We start from the raw sequence: 19,369 nt of genomic DNA, 5'->3' as shown, positions 1-19,369 counted from the left end.
GATTGCCGAGATTGCGCTCCCCAAAGGAATAACAAACATGACCCTTCGCTCAGCTCTGTTGGTATTTTGCGTCGCCGGATTGATTGCCGCTCCCCATAAGGTGCTTTCCCAAACTGCACCCGAGAACAAACCACACGTACCGCTCGAGAAGTCGATAGGTCAGGCAAAGCCGGAAGTCGTGCCATCGCTCTTCGTTCTCAACTCGCGCGGTGCGAGCTTGAAGGACGGGAAGCTTGTGCTGACGGGGGTTTCACCGAATGCGATCGTGTTCGCCGATCGGCCCGTGAGGGCAGCCGGTCATGATCTCACATCGCGCATTGTCGAGGATTGGGGCAATGGCAGTGACAATTTCGCGAAAGACCCTCCAAACGCCACGGTGTCCGGGTTCAGGAAAGACGGATCATCGGTAACGGACGCCGTCGTCGTCCTGAAATCGCCCAAGCTCGAAGGCGACAGGCTGACTTTCGATGTCGATATGCTCGAAGGCGACCTTGCGGGGGCTGATGGACCGGCGTCGATCTTTATCGACATCATCGGTCGTCCGTTCACGCCGCTGTCTTTTGCCGGCGTTGCCCGCCGCACCGCCTGGCGAGGTGCTTACTACCGCGGCGCTGCAGTCGCGGGTGCGGCCGCACTTGGAGCTGCGGCAGCCTATCCGTACTACGCCCCCCGATGCGGATACTATCCTTATCCGCCTTGTTACTGAGCAACGCGACCGTCGCGTCGAAGCCGCTGGGCCGACAGGTGGAAGATCGGCCGCGATCTAAGCCGGGCACGCGAGCTCACAGGAGAGCATCATGAGACGAACCGCTATGATCGCAGCATCGCTGATCGTCGCCGGCATTCAGTCGGCGCACGCGCAGACAGACCTCAGCGCCTACGCCAACGCCGAAGGCTATCTGGACGTTCAGAAGCTGACCTGCGCGCAACTCGCCGGAACATGGCAGGGAGACGCCGATCTTCTCACTGCCTGGTACAGCGGTTGGTACAACGGGCTTGCGCGCAAGCACTACCTCGACATCAAGAAGTCCCGCGAGGCCGAGCACGAAGTGATTCAACATTGCAAGGCTCATCCTGACCAGCTCATCATCGAAGCCATCGCAGTGGTCTTCAAGGATATGAGAGCGGCGCTCGGGATCAGGATGCAGCCCTGACCCGCGGGCTAGGACACCTTTTACGGCGGGCCGACAGTCGGAGCAGCCTGACGATTGTTTGAAGATCATTCGATTTGCAAAGGAGAGAAAACAATGGAGATCACGCGTCGCAATCTTGCGCTCGGCGGAATGGGGCTGCTCACCGGAGCGGCGATAGGTCGACCAGCCGTCGCCGAGGAGGGAGCTTTCCTGGGTGTCGGTCAGGGCTTGGAAGACTTCTGGCTCGCGAGCGACGCCTACATATTCGGCTATCCGTTGGTGACGATGGAGATGACGCGGAGGATCATCACCAACGTCGCGGAGCCCGTGGGCACGCGCGGGCCGATGGGCCATATCATCAAGCTGCGCCAATATCCGGACGCGTCGTTCCGTGATGTCACTGCGCCCAACGCGGACACGCTCTACACCACGTCCTTCTTCGACGTCGGGAAAGAACCGTGGGTCCTCAGCATCCCGGACATGAAGGGGCGCTATTTCCTGATGCCCATGCTTGATGGCTGGACGACGGTGTTCCAGGTGCCGGGAAAGCGCACCACCGGCACCGGTGCACAAACCTATGCCATCACCGGGCCCGGCTGGAAGGGCACGCTGCCGGACGGCGTGAAGGAGTACAAATCGCCCACCAATATCGTGTGGCTGCTCGGCCGCATCTATTGCACCGGAACGCCGGAGGACTACGCCGCCGTCCACAAGCTGCAGGATGAGTGCAAGCTCGTTCCGCTCAGTGCTTACGGCAAGCCGTACACACCGCCTCCAGGAAAGGTCGATCCTTCGATCGACATGAAGACGGCCGTCCGCGAACAGGTCAATCGCATGGACGCGGTGTCGTATTTCAAGCTGCTATGCGAGCTCATGAAAAGCAACCCGCCGAACGCGGCAGACGCGGCCCAGCTCGCCAAATTTGCCCGCATCGGCATCGTACCCGGGCGGGACTTTGACGAGACCAAGCTGAAGGCGGACTTCCTGAAGCGTGTCCCCGAGGTGTCATTCGACAGGATCATGCTTCAGTTCAAGGTCAACAAGGCCATCACGGATGAGAATGGCTTTGCGTTCACGACGAAAACCGGCATCTACGGGACGGACTACCTGATGCGGGCCCTGGTAACCGCGATCGGACTCGGCGCCAACCGCCCGCAGGATGCGGTCTATCCGACCTCGCAAAAGGATGCGGATGAGCGCAAGTACAATGGTGCGAACAAGTACGTCATGCGGTTTCCCAAAGGCCACTTGCCTCCGGTCGAGGGATTCTGGTCGCTCACGATGTACGACAGCAGCTACTTCTTCGTGAACAATCCGCTCAACCGATATTCGATCAGTGCGCGGGAAAATCTGAAGGAAAATCCGGACGGCTCGACCGATCTCTACATTCAGAAGGACTCGCCCGGCAAAGACAAGGAATCGAACTGGCTTCCTGCGCCCGAGGGAGATTTCATACTCATGCTGCGGATGTATTGGCCGCAGGAAACCGACCCTTCGATCATCAACGGCACTTGGACGATTCCGGCCGCCAAGAAGATCGGGGCCTGAGAAACTGGATTCATGCCGGCTCCAACCGGGCCGGCATGAATCAATGTGCTACAATTTGCGCGGGCGAATCGTGCGCCTGAGCGAGCCGTACAGGTCGTTCCGCACCGCACCAAAGGGGGCGTGACATGCGGCTTCGCGGTCTTTCGATGAGGCGGCGACCAAACGGGCGAGGCAAGACACTCAGGGATGTCGGCATCGCCATGATACTGGTCATGGCGTCAGTTTCATCTGAGGCCGCGCGTGCCGACGAGGCCGGCGTCTCATATTGGCTTCCCGGCCGCTTCGGCAGCCTCGCTGCGACCCCGCAGGTCCCTGGCTGGTCGATGGCGGAGGTCTACTATCACACCAGCGTAAGTGCATTCGGCAATGCCGCGGCCGCCAGGGAGATCCAGGTTGGCAGAATCCCCGCCGCGGCTAACGTCAACCTAAACCTGCATCTCAACGCGCAGGCGGATCTCATCCTTCTCAATCCCACTTATACGTTCGCAACGCCGGTGCTGGGTGGCCAACTTGCCATCGGCGTGACCGGGCTGTTCGGACGGTCGAGCGCGGATCTTGCGGGGACGCTGACGGCGGCCGTCGGTCCGCTGGCGACAACCCGCACCGGCAGCTTCGGCGATTCGATCACATCGGTCGGCGACCTCTACCCGCAGGCGACGCTGAAGTGGAACGCCGGGGTGCACAATTTCATGAGCTATGTAACGGGAGACATCCCGGTCGGAGCATACAGCCCGAGCAGCCTTGCCAATCTCGGCATCGGTCACGCGGCCATCGATGCCGGCGGCGGCTACACCTACTTTAACCAGCAGGCGGGCCACGAATTTTCCGCGGTCGCGGGCTTCACCTACAATTTCAAGAATCCGGATACCCAGTACCAGAGCGGGGTCGACTTCCATCTGGATTGGGGCGCCTCCCAATTCCTGTCAAAGCAGGTTTTCGTTGGCCTGGTTGGATATGCCTATCAGCAGGTCACCGACGATTTCGGCCAGCACCCTGTCCTGGGAGGCTTCCGGTCCCGCGTGCTTGGCGTTGGTCCGCAGATCGGCTTCCTGTTTCCCGTAGGCGACATGCAGGGTTATCTGAATCTCAAAGGGTATGGAGAATTTGCAGCAGAGAATCGCCCGGCCGGCTGGAATACCTGGTTGACGTTCTCGATCTCTCCGATGGCGCCGACCAGCACCGTGACGCCGACCCGACGGGTCGTGACAAAATAGCAGCGCTGCTGGCGCCTTCGATTGTGCCGAGATCACGCCACTATAGGCCGCAACCGTGCCGGTGGCGACGCCCGCCGTTCGGACGCCGCCCGGCAATTTTCGCCGACGCCGGTTCGATACGCGGGCGTCGTGATTGTCAGGCCGCAGGGCCCAAGTTGCCAATGCTCGGCCGGTTGATTTCGGCCGCGTTAACCCGAAAGTGGAGTCAATGTTACCGGATACGCCGTCGGTCAGTCAGCTCTCTCAAGTGATTTCTCAAGCGGCTGCGCCCGCATTTCTGCTTGGCGCATTGGCGGCCTTTATCGCGGTGCTGATTTCCCGCCTGAACCGGATCATCGACAGATCGATTTACCTGAACCAAATTTCGGATCAGGATCAGGCGAGATGCCGGCTCAAGGCAGACCTGCCGCGTCTTGCTCGGCGCGCCACCATGATCAATCGCGCGATCTTCTGGTCCATCATGGGAAGCATTTCGATCAGCGTTGTCATCGTCGTCGGCTTTGTGAGTGCGTTCCTTCACATCCAGCACGAGCGGGGCGTTGCCATTCTCTTCATTGTTGCCGTTGTGGCTTTCATCGTGTCGTTGGTCGATTTCGCGCGAGAGGTCCGAATTGCCCTGAGCGAGTTCGATCACTACGGCTAGACGCAACGCATTGATACGTGCACGCCTTAACGCGCACGCGCGGCAAATGTCGTGAGCGCTGCCACCATCAACTCCGGCGCTTCCTGCGCGACGCAATGTCCGACACCGTCGAAGGTCCAGCGGCTTGCATGCGGGATCAGCGCCGCGGCGCGGTCGGCCATTTCCTTGTAGATCGGCCATGACTGCTCGGCGGTCGCGATGCAGACCGGGCAGGCGATCTCGGAGAACCACGGGAACGGATTGCCGCGGCCATCGCCGGTGTAGATCTGCTCCATGGCCTGGAAGATCGGCCCTAGCAGGGCCGACTCGATTTCCGGCGTACAAAGCAGCCGCATGCGGCCGTCGTCGAGCCGCGCAAAGCCGTGATGGACATAGGCCCACAGCGACCGTTCGGTCCATGGTGCGAAGGCCGGCGCGGCGCGCAGCCGCTGGAACAGATCGTCGGCGCTGTCGAACTCGGCCCGGCGGCGCAGCACGCCCTGCACCGAGCCGTTCGCGATGTCGCTGAGGTCTCCGGCGCGCGGCGCGCGCGGATCCATCGCGGTCGGCTCCGTGACATGCAGGCGCGCGAAGCGACCGGGCATCAGTCTGGCTGCGAGCAGCAGGTCGGTTGCGCCGGCACTGTGACCGATGGCGTAGATGTCATGGAGGTCGAGGCGCTCCACCACCATGCGGACGTCTTCGGCAAAATCCTGGAAGTGATAGCGATCGGCCGGCGGCTTGTGGCTCAAGCCATGGCCGCGGCGGTCGAGCGCGTAGACCGTGTAATCGGCCGCCAGCGCCTCTGCGACCTCGGTCCACACCTCCGCGACAAAGCCTGTACCGTGCAGCAGCAGCGCCGGCGGCTTGTCCGAGGCCGGCTCGCCCCATTGCGCCACCGCAACCTGTGCACCGGCATCTCCAACCAGGAAGCGCTTCGGGGCGTTCATCGTCTCTCTATCGCGCATCCTGCAGGATCATCGCGGCCGCCTTCTCGGCGATCATCGCCGTCGGCGTGTTGGTGTTGCCCGAGGTGATGGTCGGCATCACGGAGGCATCCGCGATGCGCAGGCCATGCAGGCCGTAGAAGCGCAGCCGCTCGTCGACCACGGCCATCGGATCATTGGCGGTTCCCATCTTCGCGGTGCCGACGGGGTGGAAGATCGTGGTGCCGATGTCGCCGGCAGCCTTGGCAAGCGAAGCATCGTCGTCGCCGACCGAGGGGCCGGGCAGGAATTCCTCGGGATGATATTTCTCCAACGCCTTCTGCTTCATCAGCTTGCGCGTGGTGCGGATTGCGTCGGCCGCGACCTGGCGGTCGTCGTCGGTCGACAGATAATTCGGCGCGATCGACGGCTTGTCGTCGGGAACGGACGATTTGATGCGCACGGTGCCGCGCGAGCTCGGCTGCAGATTACAGGCGCTCACCGTGATCGCGGGGAAGCGATGCAAGGGATCGCCGAACTTGTCGAGTGACAGCGGCTGCACGTGGAACTGGATGTTGGCGCGCGCGCGCGTCGCGTCCGAGCGCGTGAAGATGCCGAGCTGTGACGGCGCCATGGTCAGGGGACCGCGGCGGCGAAATGCGTAGTCGAGGCCCATCAGGCCGCGGCGAACCAGATTGTAATAGGTCTCGTTCAGCGTGCGCACGCCGGAGACCTTGTAGATCGCGCGCTGCTGCAGATGGTCCTGCAGATTATGGCCGATGCCCTGCACGTCGAGCACGATGTCGATGCCGAGCGGCGACAGCCATTCGGACGGACCGATGCCGGAGCGCTGCAGCACCTGCGTGGTTCCGATCGAGCCGGCGCAGAGGATTACCTCACCCCTGGCGCGCGCCTCCACCACCTCATTGCCCTGGCGGAACAGTACGCCGGCAGCGCGGCCGCTCTCGATGATCAGGCGATCGACCAGCACGTCGGTTTCGAGCCTGAGATTGCTGCGGTTCAGCACCGGCTTGAGGAAGCCGCGCGCCGACGACCAGCGCCGGCCGCGCTTCTGGTTGACGTGGAAGTAGCTGGTGCCCTCATTGTCGCCGGTGTTGAAATCCGGGATGCGTTTGATGCCCATCTCCTCGGCGGCATCGCCGACCGCGTCGAGGATCTGCCACGACAGCCGCGGCGCCTCGATGCGCCAGCCGCCGCCGACACCATGATGCTCGCTTTCACCGAGGAAATGATCCTCCAGCCGCCTGAACGCCGGCAGCACGTCGCTGTAGCTCCAGCCGGTGAGGCCGAGCTGCCGCCAGTGGTCGTAATCCGCGGCCTGGCCGCGCATCGAGATCATGGCGTTGATGGCGGAGGATCCGCCGATCACCTTGCCGCGCGGGTAGGCGAGCGCGCGGCCGTTGAGGCCGGGCTCGGCCTCGGTCTTGAACATCCAGTCCGATCGCGGATTGCCGATCGCGAAGAGATAGCCGACCGGGATATGAAACCAGATCCAGTTGTCCTTGCCGCCGGCTTCCAGCAGCAGCACGCGCTTCTTCGGATCGGCCGACAGGCGGTTGGCCATGATGCAGCCCGCCGTGCCTGCGCCGACGATAATGTAGTCGAAATCACCCTCGAGCCTTCGCGGCATGTCCTCTTTCCCGGCAAGCGTCTTTTGTTGGGCCCCTTCTATAGCGTTTTCGAGCGAAGTGGAGCCCGGTTCGCGTGAAGAAAACGCGTCAATACAAGAAAATAGAACTCGGTACTGACAGAGTCAGGACCGAGTTCTATCCAGACGCGGCCGGTCGAGACAAGCCCGGCAGTGGATGCCGGGCGTGCGCTGGATGATCAGGGGCGGCTCGGTTCGGCCAGTGTGACCTCATGTCTCGCGCGGGGAACACAGACGATCAGCGTCAGCATGCCGATGCCGAGCACGGCGCCGACGAGGGCGAGCGGTGCGTAGATGCTCCCGGTTGCGGCAGTCATCCAGCCAATCAGGGCAGGGCAGACCGCGCCGCCGAACGAGCCGATCGCTGAGATCAGCGCGATGCCGCCGGCCGCGGCGCTGCCCTCCAGCATCGCGTTCGGAATCGTCCAGAACAGCGACAGGATCGCGAAGATGCCGATCGAGGCGACGGCGAGCAGCGTCACGGTCAGGAGCACGCTGTCTTGCGCGGCTTGCAAGGCGATGAAGCAGGCCGCCGCGACGAGGCCGCAGCAGACCACGTGCCAGCGCCGTTCCCGTGTGCGGTCGGAACTGTAGCCGATCGCCACCATGCCGAGCGCGGATGCAACCGAGATCGCGCCGCTCAGCCAGCCGATCTCGGTGGTGGTCGCCACGCCGACGCGTTTCAGCAGCGTCGGCGTCCACAACAGGATGGTGTTGAGCGAGCAGAAGAACGCGAAGTAGATGAAGGAGAGCAGATAGACGCGCGGCTCGCGCAGCGCCGCCGCGAAGCTCCGCGTGGTGCCGGGAACAGCGGCGCGGTCGCGGGCGAGGTCGCTTGCGACCTGCCGCCGCTCGTCGGCGCTCAGCCAGCTCGCGACCTGCGGTCCGTCGGCGAGGTAGAAATAGGCGGCGATGCCGAGCAGCACGGCCGGGCCGCCTTCGAGGATGAACAGCCACTGCCAGCCATGTAGGCCATGGACGCCCTGCATGTGATCCATGATCAGGCCCGACAAGGGACCCGCGATGACGCCGCCGAGCGGCACCGCCATCACGAACAGGCTCGTCATGCGGCCGCGCACGCGATCCGGGAACCACAGCGTCAGATAATACAGGATGCCGGGGAAGAAGCCGCCCTCGGCGGCGCCGAGCAGGAAGCGTAGCAGATAGAGGTGATACTGGTTCTGCACCAGCGCGAGCAGCACGGTGACTGCGCCCCACAGTACCATGATCCGCAGCAGCGTCTTGCGGACACCGACCTTGACCAGCAGGAGATTGCTCGGCACTTCGAGCGCGACATAGCCGACCGAGAAGATGCCGGCGGCAAGCCCGAACACCGCGTCGTCGATCTGCAGGTCGTGCAGGAACTGCAGCTTGGCAAAGCCGATGTTGAAGCGGTCGATAATCGCAACCGTGTAGCACGCCAGCAGGAACGGGATCAGGCGCCAGGCGATCCGTCCATAGAGCCGCGAATGGGCCGCATCCTGCATGAAAGTCTCCTCGAAATGATTATTTGATTGTTTGTTGGTGCCGCGACGGCGGTAGGCTCCCTCGCCCCGTTCTTACGGGGAGAGGGTTGGGGTGAGGGGCCGTCTCCCATAGACGGTGACAGCAACCCTCGCGGAGGCTCCCCCTCACCCGGAATGCATCTAGCGATGCATTCCGACCTCTCCCCGCAGGCGGGGCGAGGTAAGTCGAGCCCGTTGCTCCGATCGAGTGCGCGCGGCTAGCCCGCCTTCGCGTTCGGCGGAAACTCCAGCATCGCTTCGCCGGCCGCGACCGTCTCGCCGCGCTGGTTCTGTACGGCGACGTCGACCAGCACCCAGCGTGACTTCGCGGTCGTTTGCTTGGCTTTGATGGTGCCGGCCGGGCGGATGGTGTCGCCGGGCTTCACCGGCTTCAGCCAGCGCGTTTCGAGCCTGCGATGGATCGCGCCGGCCGGAAGCGCCCAGTCGGTCAACATGCGCGAGATCAGGCCGAAATTGTTCATGCCGTGCATGATGATGCCGCCGAAATTGGTCTTGCCGAAATCGCCCTTCATGTAGTTGTCGTCGAGATGCAGCGGGTTGTAGTCGAGCGACGCATCGCAGAACAGGCGGATCGATTCGCGCGAAACCGCGAATGCCGGGCCGTCGATGGTGTCGCCGGCCTTGAGAGATTCGAAATTCGCCGGGGTCATGGTGATCCTCCTTACATCGGACGGATGGTCTGGCCGCGACCCGAGCAGATCACGTCGCCATGCTGGTTGAAGAAGACGTTGTCGTGCACCACGAACAGCCGCTCGCGCTTGATGAACTTGTCGAGTGCGCGAGCCTGCAGGGTGATGGTGTCGCCGGGGCGGGCCGGGATGCTGTAGCTCCACGACTGTCCGGCATTGACGGTGCCCGGTGAGCGCATCCAGTCGTCGGCCGGCGTGCAGGCGAACATCAAGAGGATATGGATCGCGGGCGGCGCGATCAGCCCGCCATAGGGCCCGGCCTTCGCAGCTGCTTCGTCAAGATAGAGCGGATTGGTCTCGCCGACTGCGCGGCAGTACAGCGCGATCGCTTCCTGCGTGAGCTTGTAGGGCAGCGTCTTGCGCGGCTCGCCGGGGACGATGTCGTCCCACACCTTGCGCAGCTTCGCGTCTTTCCAGAAATCGGTTTCGAACGGGGTGGCCGCAGAACTTTCTGCTTGCGTCATCGTGCATCCTCCTGCTACTGAGTTCGCCAGGCGAACAATTAATTCGCTGTATGAATTGACGCTAGCGTGGTCGGGAGCCCCTGACAAGCGCGCAGAGCCGCGTCATGTGCAGGCAGCCATGCGGGCTGCGATGTCGTGAGCGCGATGACGGAACCAGCTGGGCGCCCGCCATGAGCAAAGAGAGTGACGGCTTCGTGCGCGCGATTGCGCGCGGCTTCTCGATCATCGAGGCACTCGGCAAGCCGCCGGGGCGGCACACGCTGGCGGAGGCCGCCGATACTGCCGGCCTCAACCGCGCCACCGCGCGGCGTATCCTCGCGACCCTTGTCGCGCTGAAATATTGCGCGTCCGACGGACGCTATTTCAGCCTGCGGCCGCGCGCGCTCGGGCTCGGCCTGTCCTATCTCAACGCGCTGCCATACTGGGGTCATGCGCAGCGCGCGCTGGAAAATCTGCGCAACGAGATCGGCGAGTCCTGCGCGATGGCGGTGCTCGACGAGGATGAGATCGTCTATGCGCTGCGCCTGCCGGCGCGGCGGATCCTCTCGGCCAATCTCGGCGTCGGCAGCCGGCTGCCCGCGCATCTGGTGTCGCTCGGTCGCGTCATGCTCGCGGCGCTGCCGCCCGGCACCCGCGAGGTTTATCTCGCGACCGGGGGCTTCAGGCAGGTCACGCCGCGCACGGTCACCGATCCGGAGCGTCTCGGCGAGTTGCTCGCGCGCGTCGAGAGCGACGGCTATGCCTGGGTCGATGGCGAGCTCGATCCGGCGATCTGCGGCATCGCGGTGCCGTTGCGCGATCCCGCGGGCGCGGTGGTCGCCGCGCTCAGCGTCAACACGATCTCGGGAACGGTGAGCGAAGCCGGCGCGCGCAAGAAGTTCCTGCTGCCGCTGCGCCGCACCGCGCAGGAGATCCGCAGCCAGATGCTGACATCAGGGTAGGGGACGGCCGTTATCGACGCCTTTTCACCCGCTCCGGACCTGGATGGCTTTCCACGCCCATGCCGAATGAATAGTCTTTCGCCTTGCTGGCCGGGTGAACTGCCAAGGAAAATCGCGGCCACGTCAAAGTGCAGATCGATTGCTCAACTTGCCGGAGGATTGCCGTGGCCGACCCAGTCCGCGCCCCTTTCTATCACGACGGAATGCGTGAGTTGCAGGACCGCTTCGACGGTCGGCGTGTCGCCGACGGCCTCGAGAAGCATCGCCTCCACTTCGAGTTCTGGGAACAGGACCGCAAGCTCATCGAGGAGACACGCTTCTTTTTCATCGCGACCAGCTATCAGGACAACGTCGATTGCTCGATGCGTTCCGGCGATCCCGGCTTCGTGAAGATCACCGGGCCTGATACGCTTGAATTCCCTGAGTACGACGGCAACAACATGTACCGCACGCTCGGCAATATTCAGCGCAACCCGAACGTCGGATTGTTGTTTGTACGGCTCGACGGCAAGACGTTTCGCACGCGCATCCGAGGCAAGGCAACGATCCACGACAGCGCCGAAGTGCTTGCCGGGCATCATGGCGCGAAGGTCGTCGTGCGCGTCAAATGCGAGATCTTTCCAAATTGCCCGCGCTACGTTCCGGACCTGATGGGCGCCTCAGCGGACGTACCGGCGAATCTGTACGTGCCTCGGCCCGGGTACGAGCCGCCCGCCCCGGAATGGAAAAGCCGGGATTATCTCAAGGACGTGCTTTCGAAGTACGATCCGCATCGGAAACGTGACGCATAGCGGACAGCCGGGAACCGCATCCGGACGAGCGAGCAAACCGCGATCAGGGCAGCGGCGCCATGTAGGGAATGCTGCCGACCAGAGCGAACACCTGCACCGCGTTGCACAGCATGCCGCCCCAATGCAGCTGGCGCAGCCGCCGCACCGCGGTGGGATCACCCGAGTCTCGCGCGTCCGCCTCAGCATCGAGCCGCCGCAAGAACCATCGGCGCGCCAGCACCGCGAACGCCGCGATCAAGGCGATGCCAAGCGCAACGGCGAACCGGCCGGCCGTGGCAAAGGCGAGCGTGCCGATCACGCCCGAAACAGTGAGCACCAGGAAGTAGGCATTGAACATGCCACGCAGCAGCCGTGTGACCGGCGGGACGTCGAGCTTCACAAGCAGGAACGCCGGCGCCGCCAGCAGGAAGTATCCCATCGGCACCAGCAGGATGATGGTGGAAAACAGGACCGCTTGATCCGGCGTCATGCAGCCGCTCCGTGTTGGAAGGCGGGAGGATTTCGGTGCGGGAAACCTGGGGTAGTATCCGTGCGGGATATGTGCCGCACTATTAGGCTTTGGTCGGATGCGATGATATCAGACCTGAGGTCTGCGCAAAGTCCAGCGAGGGACGGCCCGCATCCCGATTGCGAATGCAGGCTCCAGCCGCGAGCATGCCACATCTGTTTGGGTGGACCGGCTCTTGCATGCTAGAGATGACTTACGTCCAACCTCTGAGGCCAGAATTCTCATGCCCATCGTGAACCGCGTCGCCGATCTGCAACCCGATATCCAGGCCTGGCGCCGCGACATCCATGAAAACCCCGAGCTGCTCTACGATGTGCACCGCACTGCATCATTCGTCGCCGACCGGTTGCGCGAGTTCGGTTGCGACGAGGTCGCGACCGGGCTCGGCAAGACCGGCGTGGTCGGGGTCATCAAGGGCAAGAAGGGGCCGGCGAAGGGCGACGTCAAGGTGATCGGCCTGCGCGCCGACATGGATGCGCTGCCGATTCACGAACAGACCAATTTGCCCTACGCCTCGAAGACGCCGGGCAAGATGCACGCCTGCGGCCATGACGGCCACACCGCGATGCTGCTGGGGGCGGCGCGCTATCTGGCCGAGACGCGCAATTTCGCCGGCGAGGCGGTCGTGATCTTCCAGCCGGCCGAGGAGGGCGGGGCCGGAGCAGCCGCGATGATCAAGGACGGCCTGATGGATCGCTTCGGCATCGAGCAGGTCTACGGCATGCACAACGGTCCGGGGATTCCGATCGGCTCGTTCGCGATCCGCACCGGCCCGATCATGGCCGCGACCGATGCGATCGACATCAAGATCGAAGGGCTCGGCGGTCACGCCGCGCGTCCGCACAAATGCATCGATTCCGTGCTGGTCGGCGCGCAGCTCGTCACCGCCTTGCAGCAGATCGTCGCGCGCACCGTCGATCCGCTCGACTCCGCCGTGATCTCGATGTGCGAATTCCACGCCGGCAACGCCCGCAACGTGATCCCGCAGACCGCGGAGCTGCGCGGCACCGTGCGCACGCTGACCCGCGAGGTGCGCGACCTCATCGAGAAGCGCGTGCGCGAGGTGGTCGATGGCGTTGCGAAGATGACCGGCGCGAAGATCGATCTCACCTATGAGCGCGGCTACCCGGTCACCGTCAACCATGAGGCGCAGACCGAATTCGCGAGCCGCATCGCGCGCGAGGTCGCGGGCGCGTCCAACGTGCACGAGATGCCGCCGCTGATGGGCGCCGAGGATTTTTCCTACATGCTGGAAGCGCGGCCCGGCGCCTTCATCTTCTGCGGCAACGGCGACAGCGCCGGCCTGCATCACCCCGCCTACAATTTCAACGACGAGGCGATCGTCTTCGGCACGTCGTATTTCGTGAAGATCGTGGAAAACGCGCTGGCGGCGTGAGGTTCACGCATCCCATCTGACCGGCAGCGTCACCGGACCGCGGAACACCCAGCCGCGCACGACCGGCGGCGCCTCCGCGCGGAGGCGCAGATTGCGCAGGCGCGCGAACAGCATCGGCGCCACGATCTTGCCGACGGTGAGCCGCGACACCCAGGTGCCGGCGCAGAAATGCGGTCCGGCGCCGAATGCCAGATGCGATTGCTTGGGCCGCGTCACGTCGAAGCGATCGGGCTCGGCGAAGCGGCTGCCGTCGCGGTTCGCCGCGCCGACGCAGAGGCCGATCTGAAGGTCTTGCGGCAGCGTGGTGCCGGAGAGATCGACGTCGCGGGTGACGCGGCGCGGATACATGCCGATCGGCGAGATCCAGCGCACCGCTTCCTCGAGCGCGGCCGGCCACAGCTCCGGCTTCGCCAGCACGCCGTCCTTCTGTGCCGGGTTTTCCAGTAGGCCGAGCACAAGCGTCAGGATCGCATCGCGCGGCTCGTTCAGGCCGCCGCCGATGATCACCTTGATGTTGGCGCGAATGCCCTCGATCGGCATCGACGGATCGGCATTGACCATCGAGGACAGGATCGAAGGATTCGGCTGGCTGCGGTGATCGTCGAACACCGCGTCGATCGCGGCATCGACATCGGCGCTCGCCTGCATTGCCTTGCGCTCGATCTCGGCGTCGGCGGCGTAATTGCCCGCGCCGTCGATCAGCGCCTGCGACCACTCGGCGAGGGTCTGCCACGGCATCGCGCGAAAGCCGATCATCGCCATCAGGCTGAGCGAGGCCATCGGCGCGGCAAGGGCGGAGAACAGATCGGCCTCTTCGGTCGCCAACAGATCATCGATCAGCTTTTCTGCGATCGCGGTGAATTTCGGTGCCCAATGCTCCTTGATCGTGGCCGGGCGGAACGAGGGCTCGATCGCCTTGCGGCCGATCGCGTGTTCAGCGCCGTCCTTGCGCATGAAGGTCGGCCCCATCACCTTGTTGACCAGCGAGGCCGGATTGTCGGCCGAGTAGGTCGCGGGATCGCGCTCGATCCGCATGATGTCGTCGAAGCGCGTCACCAGTGTCAGCTTCGCGGGCGCGACGAAGACCGCCGGCGCGATCTCGCGCAGGCGGCGGAAGATCGGATACGGGTCGTCGAGCAGATCCTGATACGCGATATCGGTGACGACAGGCACGGCGCTGGTCATTGGTCCTCCCGGAAGCGCTTTTTCGCCAAAGCTAGCTCCAGGCGCGCGATCGCTCAATTCGATGGGATCGATCTGGCTCATCGAAATATTCTATGACCTTGTGCTAGGCTGGCCGCCAGTAATGCAGGGAGGTGCAGCGTGGTGGCCAATTCCTCGATCGATCCGATCGACATCGGGACTCTGCGGACCCTCGTGCTGGTCTATGACCTGCAGTCGTTCTCCGCGGCGGCCAAGCGGCTCGACGTCAACCAGTCCACCATCAGCTATGCGATCGAGCGACTGCGCGGTGCGCTGCATGACCCGCTGTTCGTTCGCAGCGGCAATGGCGTGACGGCGACCGAACGCTGTGCGGCGCTGGTTGCCTGGGCGCGGGACATGATCGGCGAGATCGACGGGCTTGCATCACCGGCGGAGTTCGATCCGGCGACGGCGCAGGGAAGCGTGACGATCTCCTGCAACTATCACGAACGCCAGACCCTGATCCCGCAATTCAGCACGCGGCTGCGTGCCGGCGCGCCGCGGGTCCGTCTCGTCCTGCTCGATGCCGCGGGCCACGGCGACGTCCATCTCAAGCAGAACCAGTGCGACATCGTGCTCGGTCCGGTCGGGATCGTCGGCGAGAGCTTCTTCCGGCGCCATATCCTCACCGACCACTATGTCTGCGTGATGGATCGGGCCAATCCGCTGGCGCGCGGCCGGATCGCGCTGTCGGCCTATGCCAGGGCCGAGCATGTCTTCATCACCCACAGCGGCGAGTGGCAGCCGCTCTATCTCGAGGCGCTGAAGGTGAGGGAAATCGAGATCGAGCCGGTGGTCAGCCTTCCGAACCACGACAGTCTGGAGCGCATCATCACCGGCACCAGGCTCGTCGCGACCATCCCGCATCATCTGGCGCGGGCGATGCGCGGCGGCCTCCATGTCGCTGCGCTGCCGTTCCGCGTGCCGATCTCGATCGACATGTACTGGGGCGCCCGGACGGCCAAATCCGGCTTGCACAAATGGGCGCGCGGCCTGCTGGCCGAGGTTGCGAAGGCCTGCGCCGCCTGAGCGAGGAGCCGGGCTGCAGGTCCAAAGCAAAAGGCCCGCACCGGAGTGCGGGCCTTTGTCCGGCGCGTTGCTGCGCCGAAAGCGTGGGGCGTCAGAACAGGTGGTAGAACACGTAGTAGAGAACGCCCGAGATGATCATCGCGGCCGGCAGCGTCAGCACCCAGGCCATCGCGATGTTGCGGATCGTGGCCCATTGCAGGCCGGAGCCGTTGGCGGCCATGGTGCCGGCGATGCCTGACGACAGCACGTGCGTGGTCGAGACCGGCAGGCCGTAGCCGTCGGCCGCCGCGATCGTCGCGGCCGCCGTGATCTCGGCGCAGGCGCCCTGCGCGTAGGTCAGGTGGGTCTTGCCGATCTTCTCGCCGACGGTGACGACGATACGCTTCCAGCCGACCATGGTGCCGAGGCCGAGCGCGATGGCGACGGCGAACTTCACCCAGCTCGGGATGAACTTCGTCGCGGCATCGAGCGAGCCCTTGTACTGGTTCAGCGTGGCGATGTCGGCAGCGGTCAGCTCGGCTTCCTTGTCCTTCATCAGGAAACGGATCGCCTCGGACGCCAGGTACATGTCGTTACGGGTGTTGCCGACCGCGTCAGCCGGGAACTTGGCCAGCGATCCATACTGGGCAACCTGCTGGCCGATGTCGCGCACCAGCACCGCAAGCGACGGAAAGGTGCCTTCGTTGATCTGGTGCTGCGCGACATAGTTGGTCACGGCCGGGCGCGGATTGCCGATCACGTTGTAACCGGCGGCCTTGCCTTCGATGACCTTGCTGGCCGCGGTCGAGTGCGCCGTGAACAGCTCGATCTGGCTCGAGGGCATTGCGCGGTTCAGCGCATAGGCGGTCGGAACCGTGCCGATCAGGATCAGCATGATCAGGCCCATGCCCTTCTGACCGTCGTTGGAGCCGTGGAAGAAGCTGACCAGCGTGCAGGTCAGGATCAGGATGCCGCGGATCCACCACGGGGGCGGCTGGTCGCCGACCGGTTCGCCGAACAGCGCCGGGGTCGCGCGCTGCAGCGCGATCTTGAGGAGGTAGAGCAGGCCGGCGGCGAGCGCGAAGCCGAACAGCGGCGACAGCAGCAGCGCCTTCGCGATGTTGGTCGCCTGCGACCAGTCGACGCCCGAGGTGCCGTCACGGCCGCGCAGCAGCGCGTTGGTGATGCCGACGCCCATGATCGAACCGATCAGGGTGTGCGAGCTCGAGGCCGGCAGGCCGAGCCACCAGGTGCCGAGATTCCAGATGATGGCGGCGATCAAGAGCGCGAACACCATGGCAAAGCCGGCACTGCTGCCGACCTGCAGGATCAGTTCGACCGGAAGCAGCGAGACGATGCCGAACGCGACGGCGCCGCTGGAGAGCAGCACGCCGATCAGGTTGAACATGCCCGACCACACCACGGCGACATGCGCCGGCAGCGAGCGGGTGTAGATCACGGTGGCGACCGCGTTCGCGGTGTCATGGAAGCCGTTGACGAATTCGAAGCCGAGCGCGATCAGCAGCGCGACGAACAGCAGGATATACGGCAGGAACGAGGTGATGCGCGTGCCGGTGGCGTCGACATCGGCATAGATGCTGTAGGCAACGAACAGCAGCGCGGCCGCGACCACGCCCAAATAGATAACCCCGGTGAGAGGATGAAAGCCCTTGTCGAGGTCCGGACCCTTTTTCAGGGCGGGCTCGATCGAGCCGGGTAACGCCATATCGCTCATGGTAAACTCCTGTCCCAATGCTCCCGATTTTGATCGATGCATATGACAAGCAATTGAAATCCGGCCCCGCGAGATGCACCGGTTTGCGGTGACGGTGGACATCGAGCCGAATTTTTGTGCAACGCATTGAGCGCGCACGTGGCTTCGCGGCCTCGTGGCAATCGTCAGCAAAAAGGGATCGCGGATCGCGACGGAAAGCTGTGGCCTGCGTTTCGCAGGGCGAGACAATGTGCGGAGGACGTCACACCGGCATCCGGCCGGCCGGGCAGCCGGAGAATTCGGCGGGCGCCTGCGAGTGGGAGGATCGCGAATGAGGGAGGCGGATTGATGAGAGATGAGGTGGCGCGCCGCACGATCGGGGCTAGCAAACCGCGCAGCGCGCCCGCCTCAGGGTACGTCATGGCGTGAACATGACGCCCGATACCTGCGGAACATGCTACCCTACCACGGATCAATTAAAGGTTGTAGGTATTTGTCCGCGGCTTAGAACAATTTCTCGTTGCGATGTGGTTCCTCAGGTTCCGCTGGTTTTACGGAACTCAAGCTGCATCGACTGATCTGCGCAACTGATGTGCGGCGATTTTCAGGTCGTAGATAAAGCGCTGATATTCCAGCGCCTTGGCTTTTTCATCCGGCAGCCGCAACAGATAGGACGGGTGCACAGTGACGAGCACCTTGGTTCCGTCGTGGTCGATCAGATGGCCGCGGTTCTTGTTGATCGGCGTGATCTTGCCGAGCACGCTCTGCGCCGCGGTGGCGCCGAGCGCCATCACGAGGTCCGGCTTGATGGTGGCGAGCTCGCGCTCATACCACTGGCGGCAGGCGCGGATCTCCGGTGTGCTCGGCTTCTGGTGCAGCCGGATCTTGCCCCGCGGCACGAATTTGAAGTGCTTCACTGCATTGGTGATATAGACCTTGCGGCGATCGATGCCGGCTTCCTGCAGCGCGCGATCGAGCATCTGGCCGGCCGGTCCGACGAAGGGGTGGCCTGCGAGATCTTCCTTGTCGCCGGGCTGCTCGCCGACCAGCATCAGCGTTGCGCTCTGTGGTCCCTCGCCGAACACGGTCTGGGTTGCGTCTTTCCACAGCGGGCAGGCGCGGCAATCGGCGGCCTCCTCGCGCAAGGCCGCAATCGTGTCGTGAGCTTGCCTGTCTTGAACCTGCTTGCCTTGAACTTGCTTGCGGGACATCGGCGTATCCTGCCGCTTCTGCGGCTCGGCCGCCTTGCGTGCGATGAAGGGGCCGCTGGTCATGCGCATTGCGTCTTCGATCAGAGGCTTAATGATCGAGTCCTCGGGCAGGTTCCTCCAATAGGCTTGCGGCATCTCCATCACTTTCAGCCGTGCGGGATTGAAGCGGCCGTTGTCGTGACGCCGCCAGGCCTCCTCGAGCCGGTCCTCGGTCGGCACTTCGGATTTGGCGACGCCCGGCGTGATCGAGATCGCGTGCCCGTCCCAATGTGCGCAGACGTCGGGGGTCAGGATCGACCACGGCATGTCGGCGAAACGGCCGGCGAAGAACGGCGCGGCAAGCTCGACGATGTGATGCTCCGGCTCGAACCATGCGACGTAATGCGCCGTCCGTTCGCGGCCGATCTCGCGGAAGCGCAGATGCGCATGCATCCTGTCGATATCGACATAGACCGCGCGCGCCATCGCGTGGACCTCGGCGACATCGGGATCATCGGTCGCACTGAGAAGATCGTGATGGCTGCGCAGCCGCCACAGCAGGCGATAGAGCAGGGCGAAGCGTTCGTCACTGCGATGCAGGATCGCGGCCTTTGCGAGCTCGACGAATTTGGCCGACACATTGAACCGCGCCTGCGGCGTATCCGGCAATTCATTCACGCAGGATGCCGACGACAATTCGTCGTCGCTGCGTACGGTCCATGTGATCTCTGCGGGCTTCACATCGTTCAGCGCCAATCGCCGCGCGGCCTTGCGCCAGCCCTCGAAATCGGTGTCGTTGTCGAGCACGATGATGCGCATGCGATTGC

18 protein-coding genes are annotated in these 19,369 nt (G+C 63.9%); 9 read left to right on the top strand and 9 right to left on the bottom strand.

What is annotated here, in order from left to right; translation table 11 throughout:
* Nucleotides 1-37 precede the first annotated feature (37 nt).
* The 5 genes from J2R78_RS02420 (at nucleotide 38) to J2R78_RS02400 (ending at nucleotide 4,538) form a co-directional block, all read left to right on the top strand.
* On the top strand, nucleotides 38-706 hold the full coding sequence (locus J2R78_RS02420) for a hypothetical protein (protein WP_253609570.1): 669 nt from the start codon (nucleotides 38-40) through the stop codon (nucleotides 704-706).
* Nucleotides 707-812: 106 nt separating this feature from the next.
* A complete protein-coding gene (locus tag J2R78_RS02415) occupies nucleotides 813-1,154 on the top strand; it encodes an HdeA/HdeB family chaperone (RefSeq protein WP_018270606.1) in 342 nt (113 codons plus the stop codon).
* Between the two features lie 93 nt (nucleotides 1,155-1,247).
* On the top strand, nucleotides 1,248-2,681 hold the full coding sequence (locus J2R78_RS02410) for a DUF1254 domain-containing protein (RefSeq protein ID WP_253610065.1): 1,434 nt from the start codon (nucleotides 1,248-1,250) through the stop codon (nucleotides 2,679-2,681).
* A 212-nt stretch (nucleotides 2,682-2,893) separates the two neighbouring features.
* Nucleotides 2,894-3,895 (top strand): transporter, encoded by a 1,002-nt coding sequence (locus tag J2R78_RS02405; RefSeq protein WP_309144978.1) that lies wholly within the window; start codon nucleotides 2,894-2,896, stop codon nucleotides 3,893-3,895.
* A 133-nt stretch (nucleotides 3,896-4,028) separates the two neighbouring features.
* Nucleotides 4,029-4,538, top strand: a complete 510-nt coding sequence (locus J2R78_RS02400) for a DUF2721 domain-containing protein (protein WP_253635991.1) — start codon at nucleotides 4,029-4,031, stop codon at nucleotides 4,536-4,538.
* A 26-nt stretch (nucleotides 4,539-4,564) separates the two neighbouring features.
* Here J2R78_RS02400 and J2R78_RS02395 read toward each other — a convergent pair whose 3' ends face one another.
* The 5 genes from J2R78_RS02395 to J2R78_RS02375 all read right to left on the bottom strand — a co-directional run bounded on the left by J2R78_RS02395 (nucleotide 4,565) and on the right by J2R78_RS02375 (nucleotide 9,791).
* Nucleotides 4,565-5,467, bottom strand: coding sequence for an alpha/beta fold hydrolase (locus J2R78_RS02395; protein ID WP_253609568.1), 903 nt, complete (start codon nucleotides 5,465-5,467; stop codon nucleotides 4,565-4,567).
* Nucleotides 5,468-5,474: 7 nt separating this feature from the next.
* On the bottom strand, nucleotides 5,475-7,094 hold the full coding sequence (locus J2R78_RS02390) for a GMC family oxidoreductase (protein ID WP_253609567.1): 1,620 nt from the start codon (nucleotides 7,092-7,094) through the stop codon (nucleotides 5,475-5,477).
* A 197-nt stretch (nucleotides 7,095-7,291) separates the two neighbouring features.
* Nucleotides 7,292-8,599: an MFS transporter gene (locus tag J2R78_RS02385; RefSeq protein WP_253609566.1), complete on the bottom strand. Its 1,308-nt coding sequence runs from the start codon at nucleotides 8,597-8,599 to the stop codon at nucleotides 7,292-7,294.
* 236 nt (nucleotides 8,600-8,835) lie between these two features.
* Nucleotides 8,836-9,288: a MaoC family dehydratase gene (locus J2R78_RS02380; RefSeq protein WP_253609565.1), complete on the bottom strand. Its 453-nt coding sequence runs from the start codon at nucleotides 9,286-9,288 to the stop codon at nucleotides 8,836-8,838.
* 11 nt (nucleotides 9,289-9,299) lie between these two features.
* Nucleotides 9,300-9,791, bottom strand: coding sequence for a MaoC family dehydratase (locus J2R78_RS02375; protein ID WP_253609564.1), 492 nt, complete (start codon nucleotides 9,789-9,791; stop codon nucleotides 9,300-9,302).
* Nucleotides 9,792-9,961: 170 nt separating this feature from the next.
* Here J2R78_RS02375 and J2R78_RS02370 point away from each other — a divergent pair, with 170 nt between their 5' ends.
* Together J2R78_RS02370 and J2R78_RS02365 are read left to right on the top strand one after the other, a co-directional pair.
* Nucleotides 9,962-10,732 (top strand): IclR family transcriptional regulator C-terminal domain-containing protein, encoded by a 771-nt coding sequence (locus J2R78_RS02370; protein ID WP_253609563.1) that lies wholly within the window; start codon nucleotides 9,962-9,964, stop codon nucleotides 10,730-10,732.
* 164 nt (nucleotides 10,733-10,896) lie between these two features.
* Nucleotides 10,897-11,523 carry a pyridoxamine 5'-phosphate oxidase family protein gene (locus J2R78_RS02365; RefSeq protein ID WP_253609562.1) on the top strand — a complete coding sequence of 209 codons (627 nt, stop codon included), beginning with the start codon at nucleotides 10,897-10,899 and terminating at the stop codon, nucleotides 11,521-11,523.
* 43 nt (nucleotides 11,524-11,566) lie between these two features.
* On the opposite strand, the gene J2R78_RS02360 is transcribed toward J2R78_RS02365, so the two are convergent.
* The gene (locus J2R78_RS02360) at nucleotides 11,567-11,992 is read right to left on the bottom strand and encodes a hypothetical protein (RefSeq protein WP_057015672.1); all 426 of its coding nucleotides are present in this window, start codon (nucleotides 11,990-11,992) and stop codon (nucleotides 11,567-11,569) included.
* 262 nt (nucleotides 11,993-12,254) lie between these two features.
* Between J2R78_RS02360 and J2R78_RS02355 the strand changes: the two genes are divergently transcribed.
* Nucleotides 12,255-13,427, top strand: a complete 1,173-nt coding sequence (locus J2R78_RS02355; protein WP_057015671.1) for a M20 aminoacylase family protein — start codon at nucleotides 12,255-12,257, stop codon at nucleotides 13,425-13,427.
* A gap of 3 nt (nucleotides 13,428-13,430) precedes the next feature.
* On the opposite strand, the gene J2R78_RS02350 is transcribed toward J2R78_RS02355, so the two are convergent.
* Entirely contained in the window at nucleotides 13,431-14,612 is a 1,182-nt protein-coding gene (locus tag J2R78_RS02350) for a cytochrome P450 (RefSeq protein WP_253609561.1), read from the bottom strand.
* 138 nt (nucleotides 14,613-14,750) lie between these two features.
* Here J2R78_RS02350 and J2R78_RS02345 point away from each other — a divergent pair, with 138 nt between their 5' ends.
* Nucleotides 14,751-15,659, top strand: a complete 909-nt coding sequence (locus J2R78_RS02345) for a LysR family transcriptional regulator (protein ID WP_253609560.1) — start codon at nucleotides 14,751-14,753, stop codon at nucleotides 15,657-15,659.
* A gap of 91 nt (nucleotides 15,660-15,750) precedes the next feature.
* Here J2R78_RS02345 and J2R78_RS02340 read toward each other — a convergent pair whose 3' ends face one another.
* Nucleotides 15,751-17,373 (bottom strand): inorganic phosphate transporter, encoded by a 1,623-nt coding sequence (locus J2R78_RS02340; protein WP_057015669.1) that lies wholly within the window; start codon nucleotides 17,371-17,373, stop codon nucleotides 15,751-15,753.
* A 539-nt stretch (nucleotides 17,374-17,912) separates the two neighbouring features.
* On the bottom strand, nucleotides 17,913-19,361 hold the full coding sequence (locus J2R78_RS02335) for a UdgX family uracil-DNA binding protein (RefSeq protein ID WP_253609559.1): 1,449 nt from the start codon (nucleotides 19,359-19,361) through the stop codon (nucleotides 17,913-17,915).
* Nucleotides 19,362-19,369 lie beyond the last annotated feature (8 nt).

Source organism: Bradyrhizobium sp. USDA 4538 (assembly GCF_024171045.1).
Lineage (GTDB): Bacteria > Pseudomonadota > Alphaproteobacteria > Rhizobiales > Xanthobacteraceae > Bradyrhizobium > Bradyrhizobium australafricanum.
This window is presented reverse-complemented; position numbering and strand designations above follow the sequence as displayed.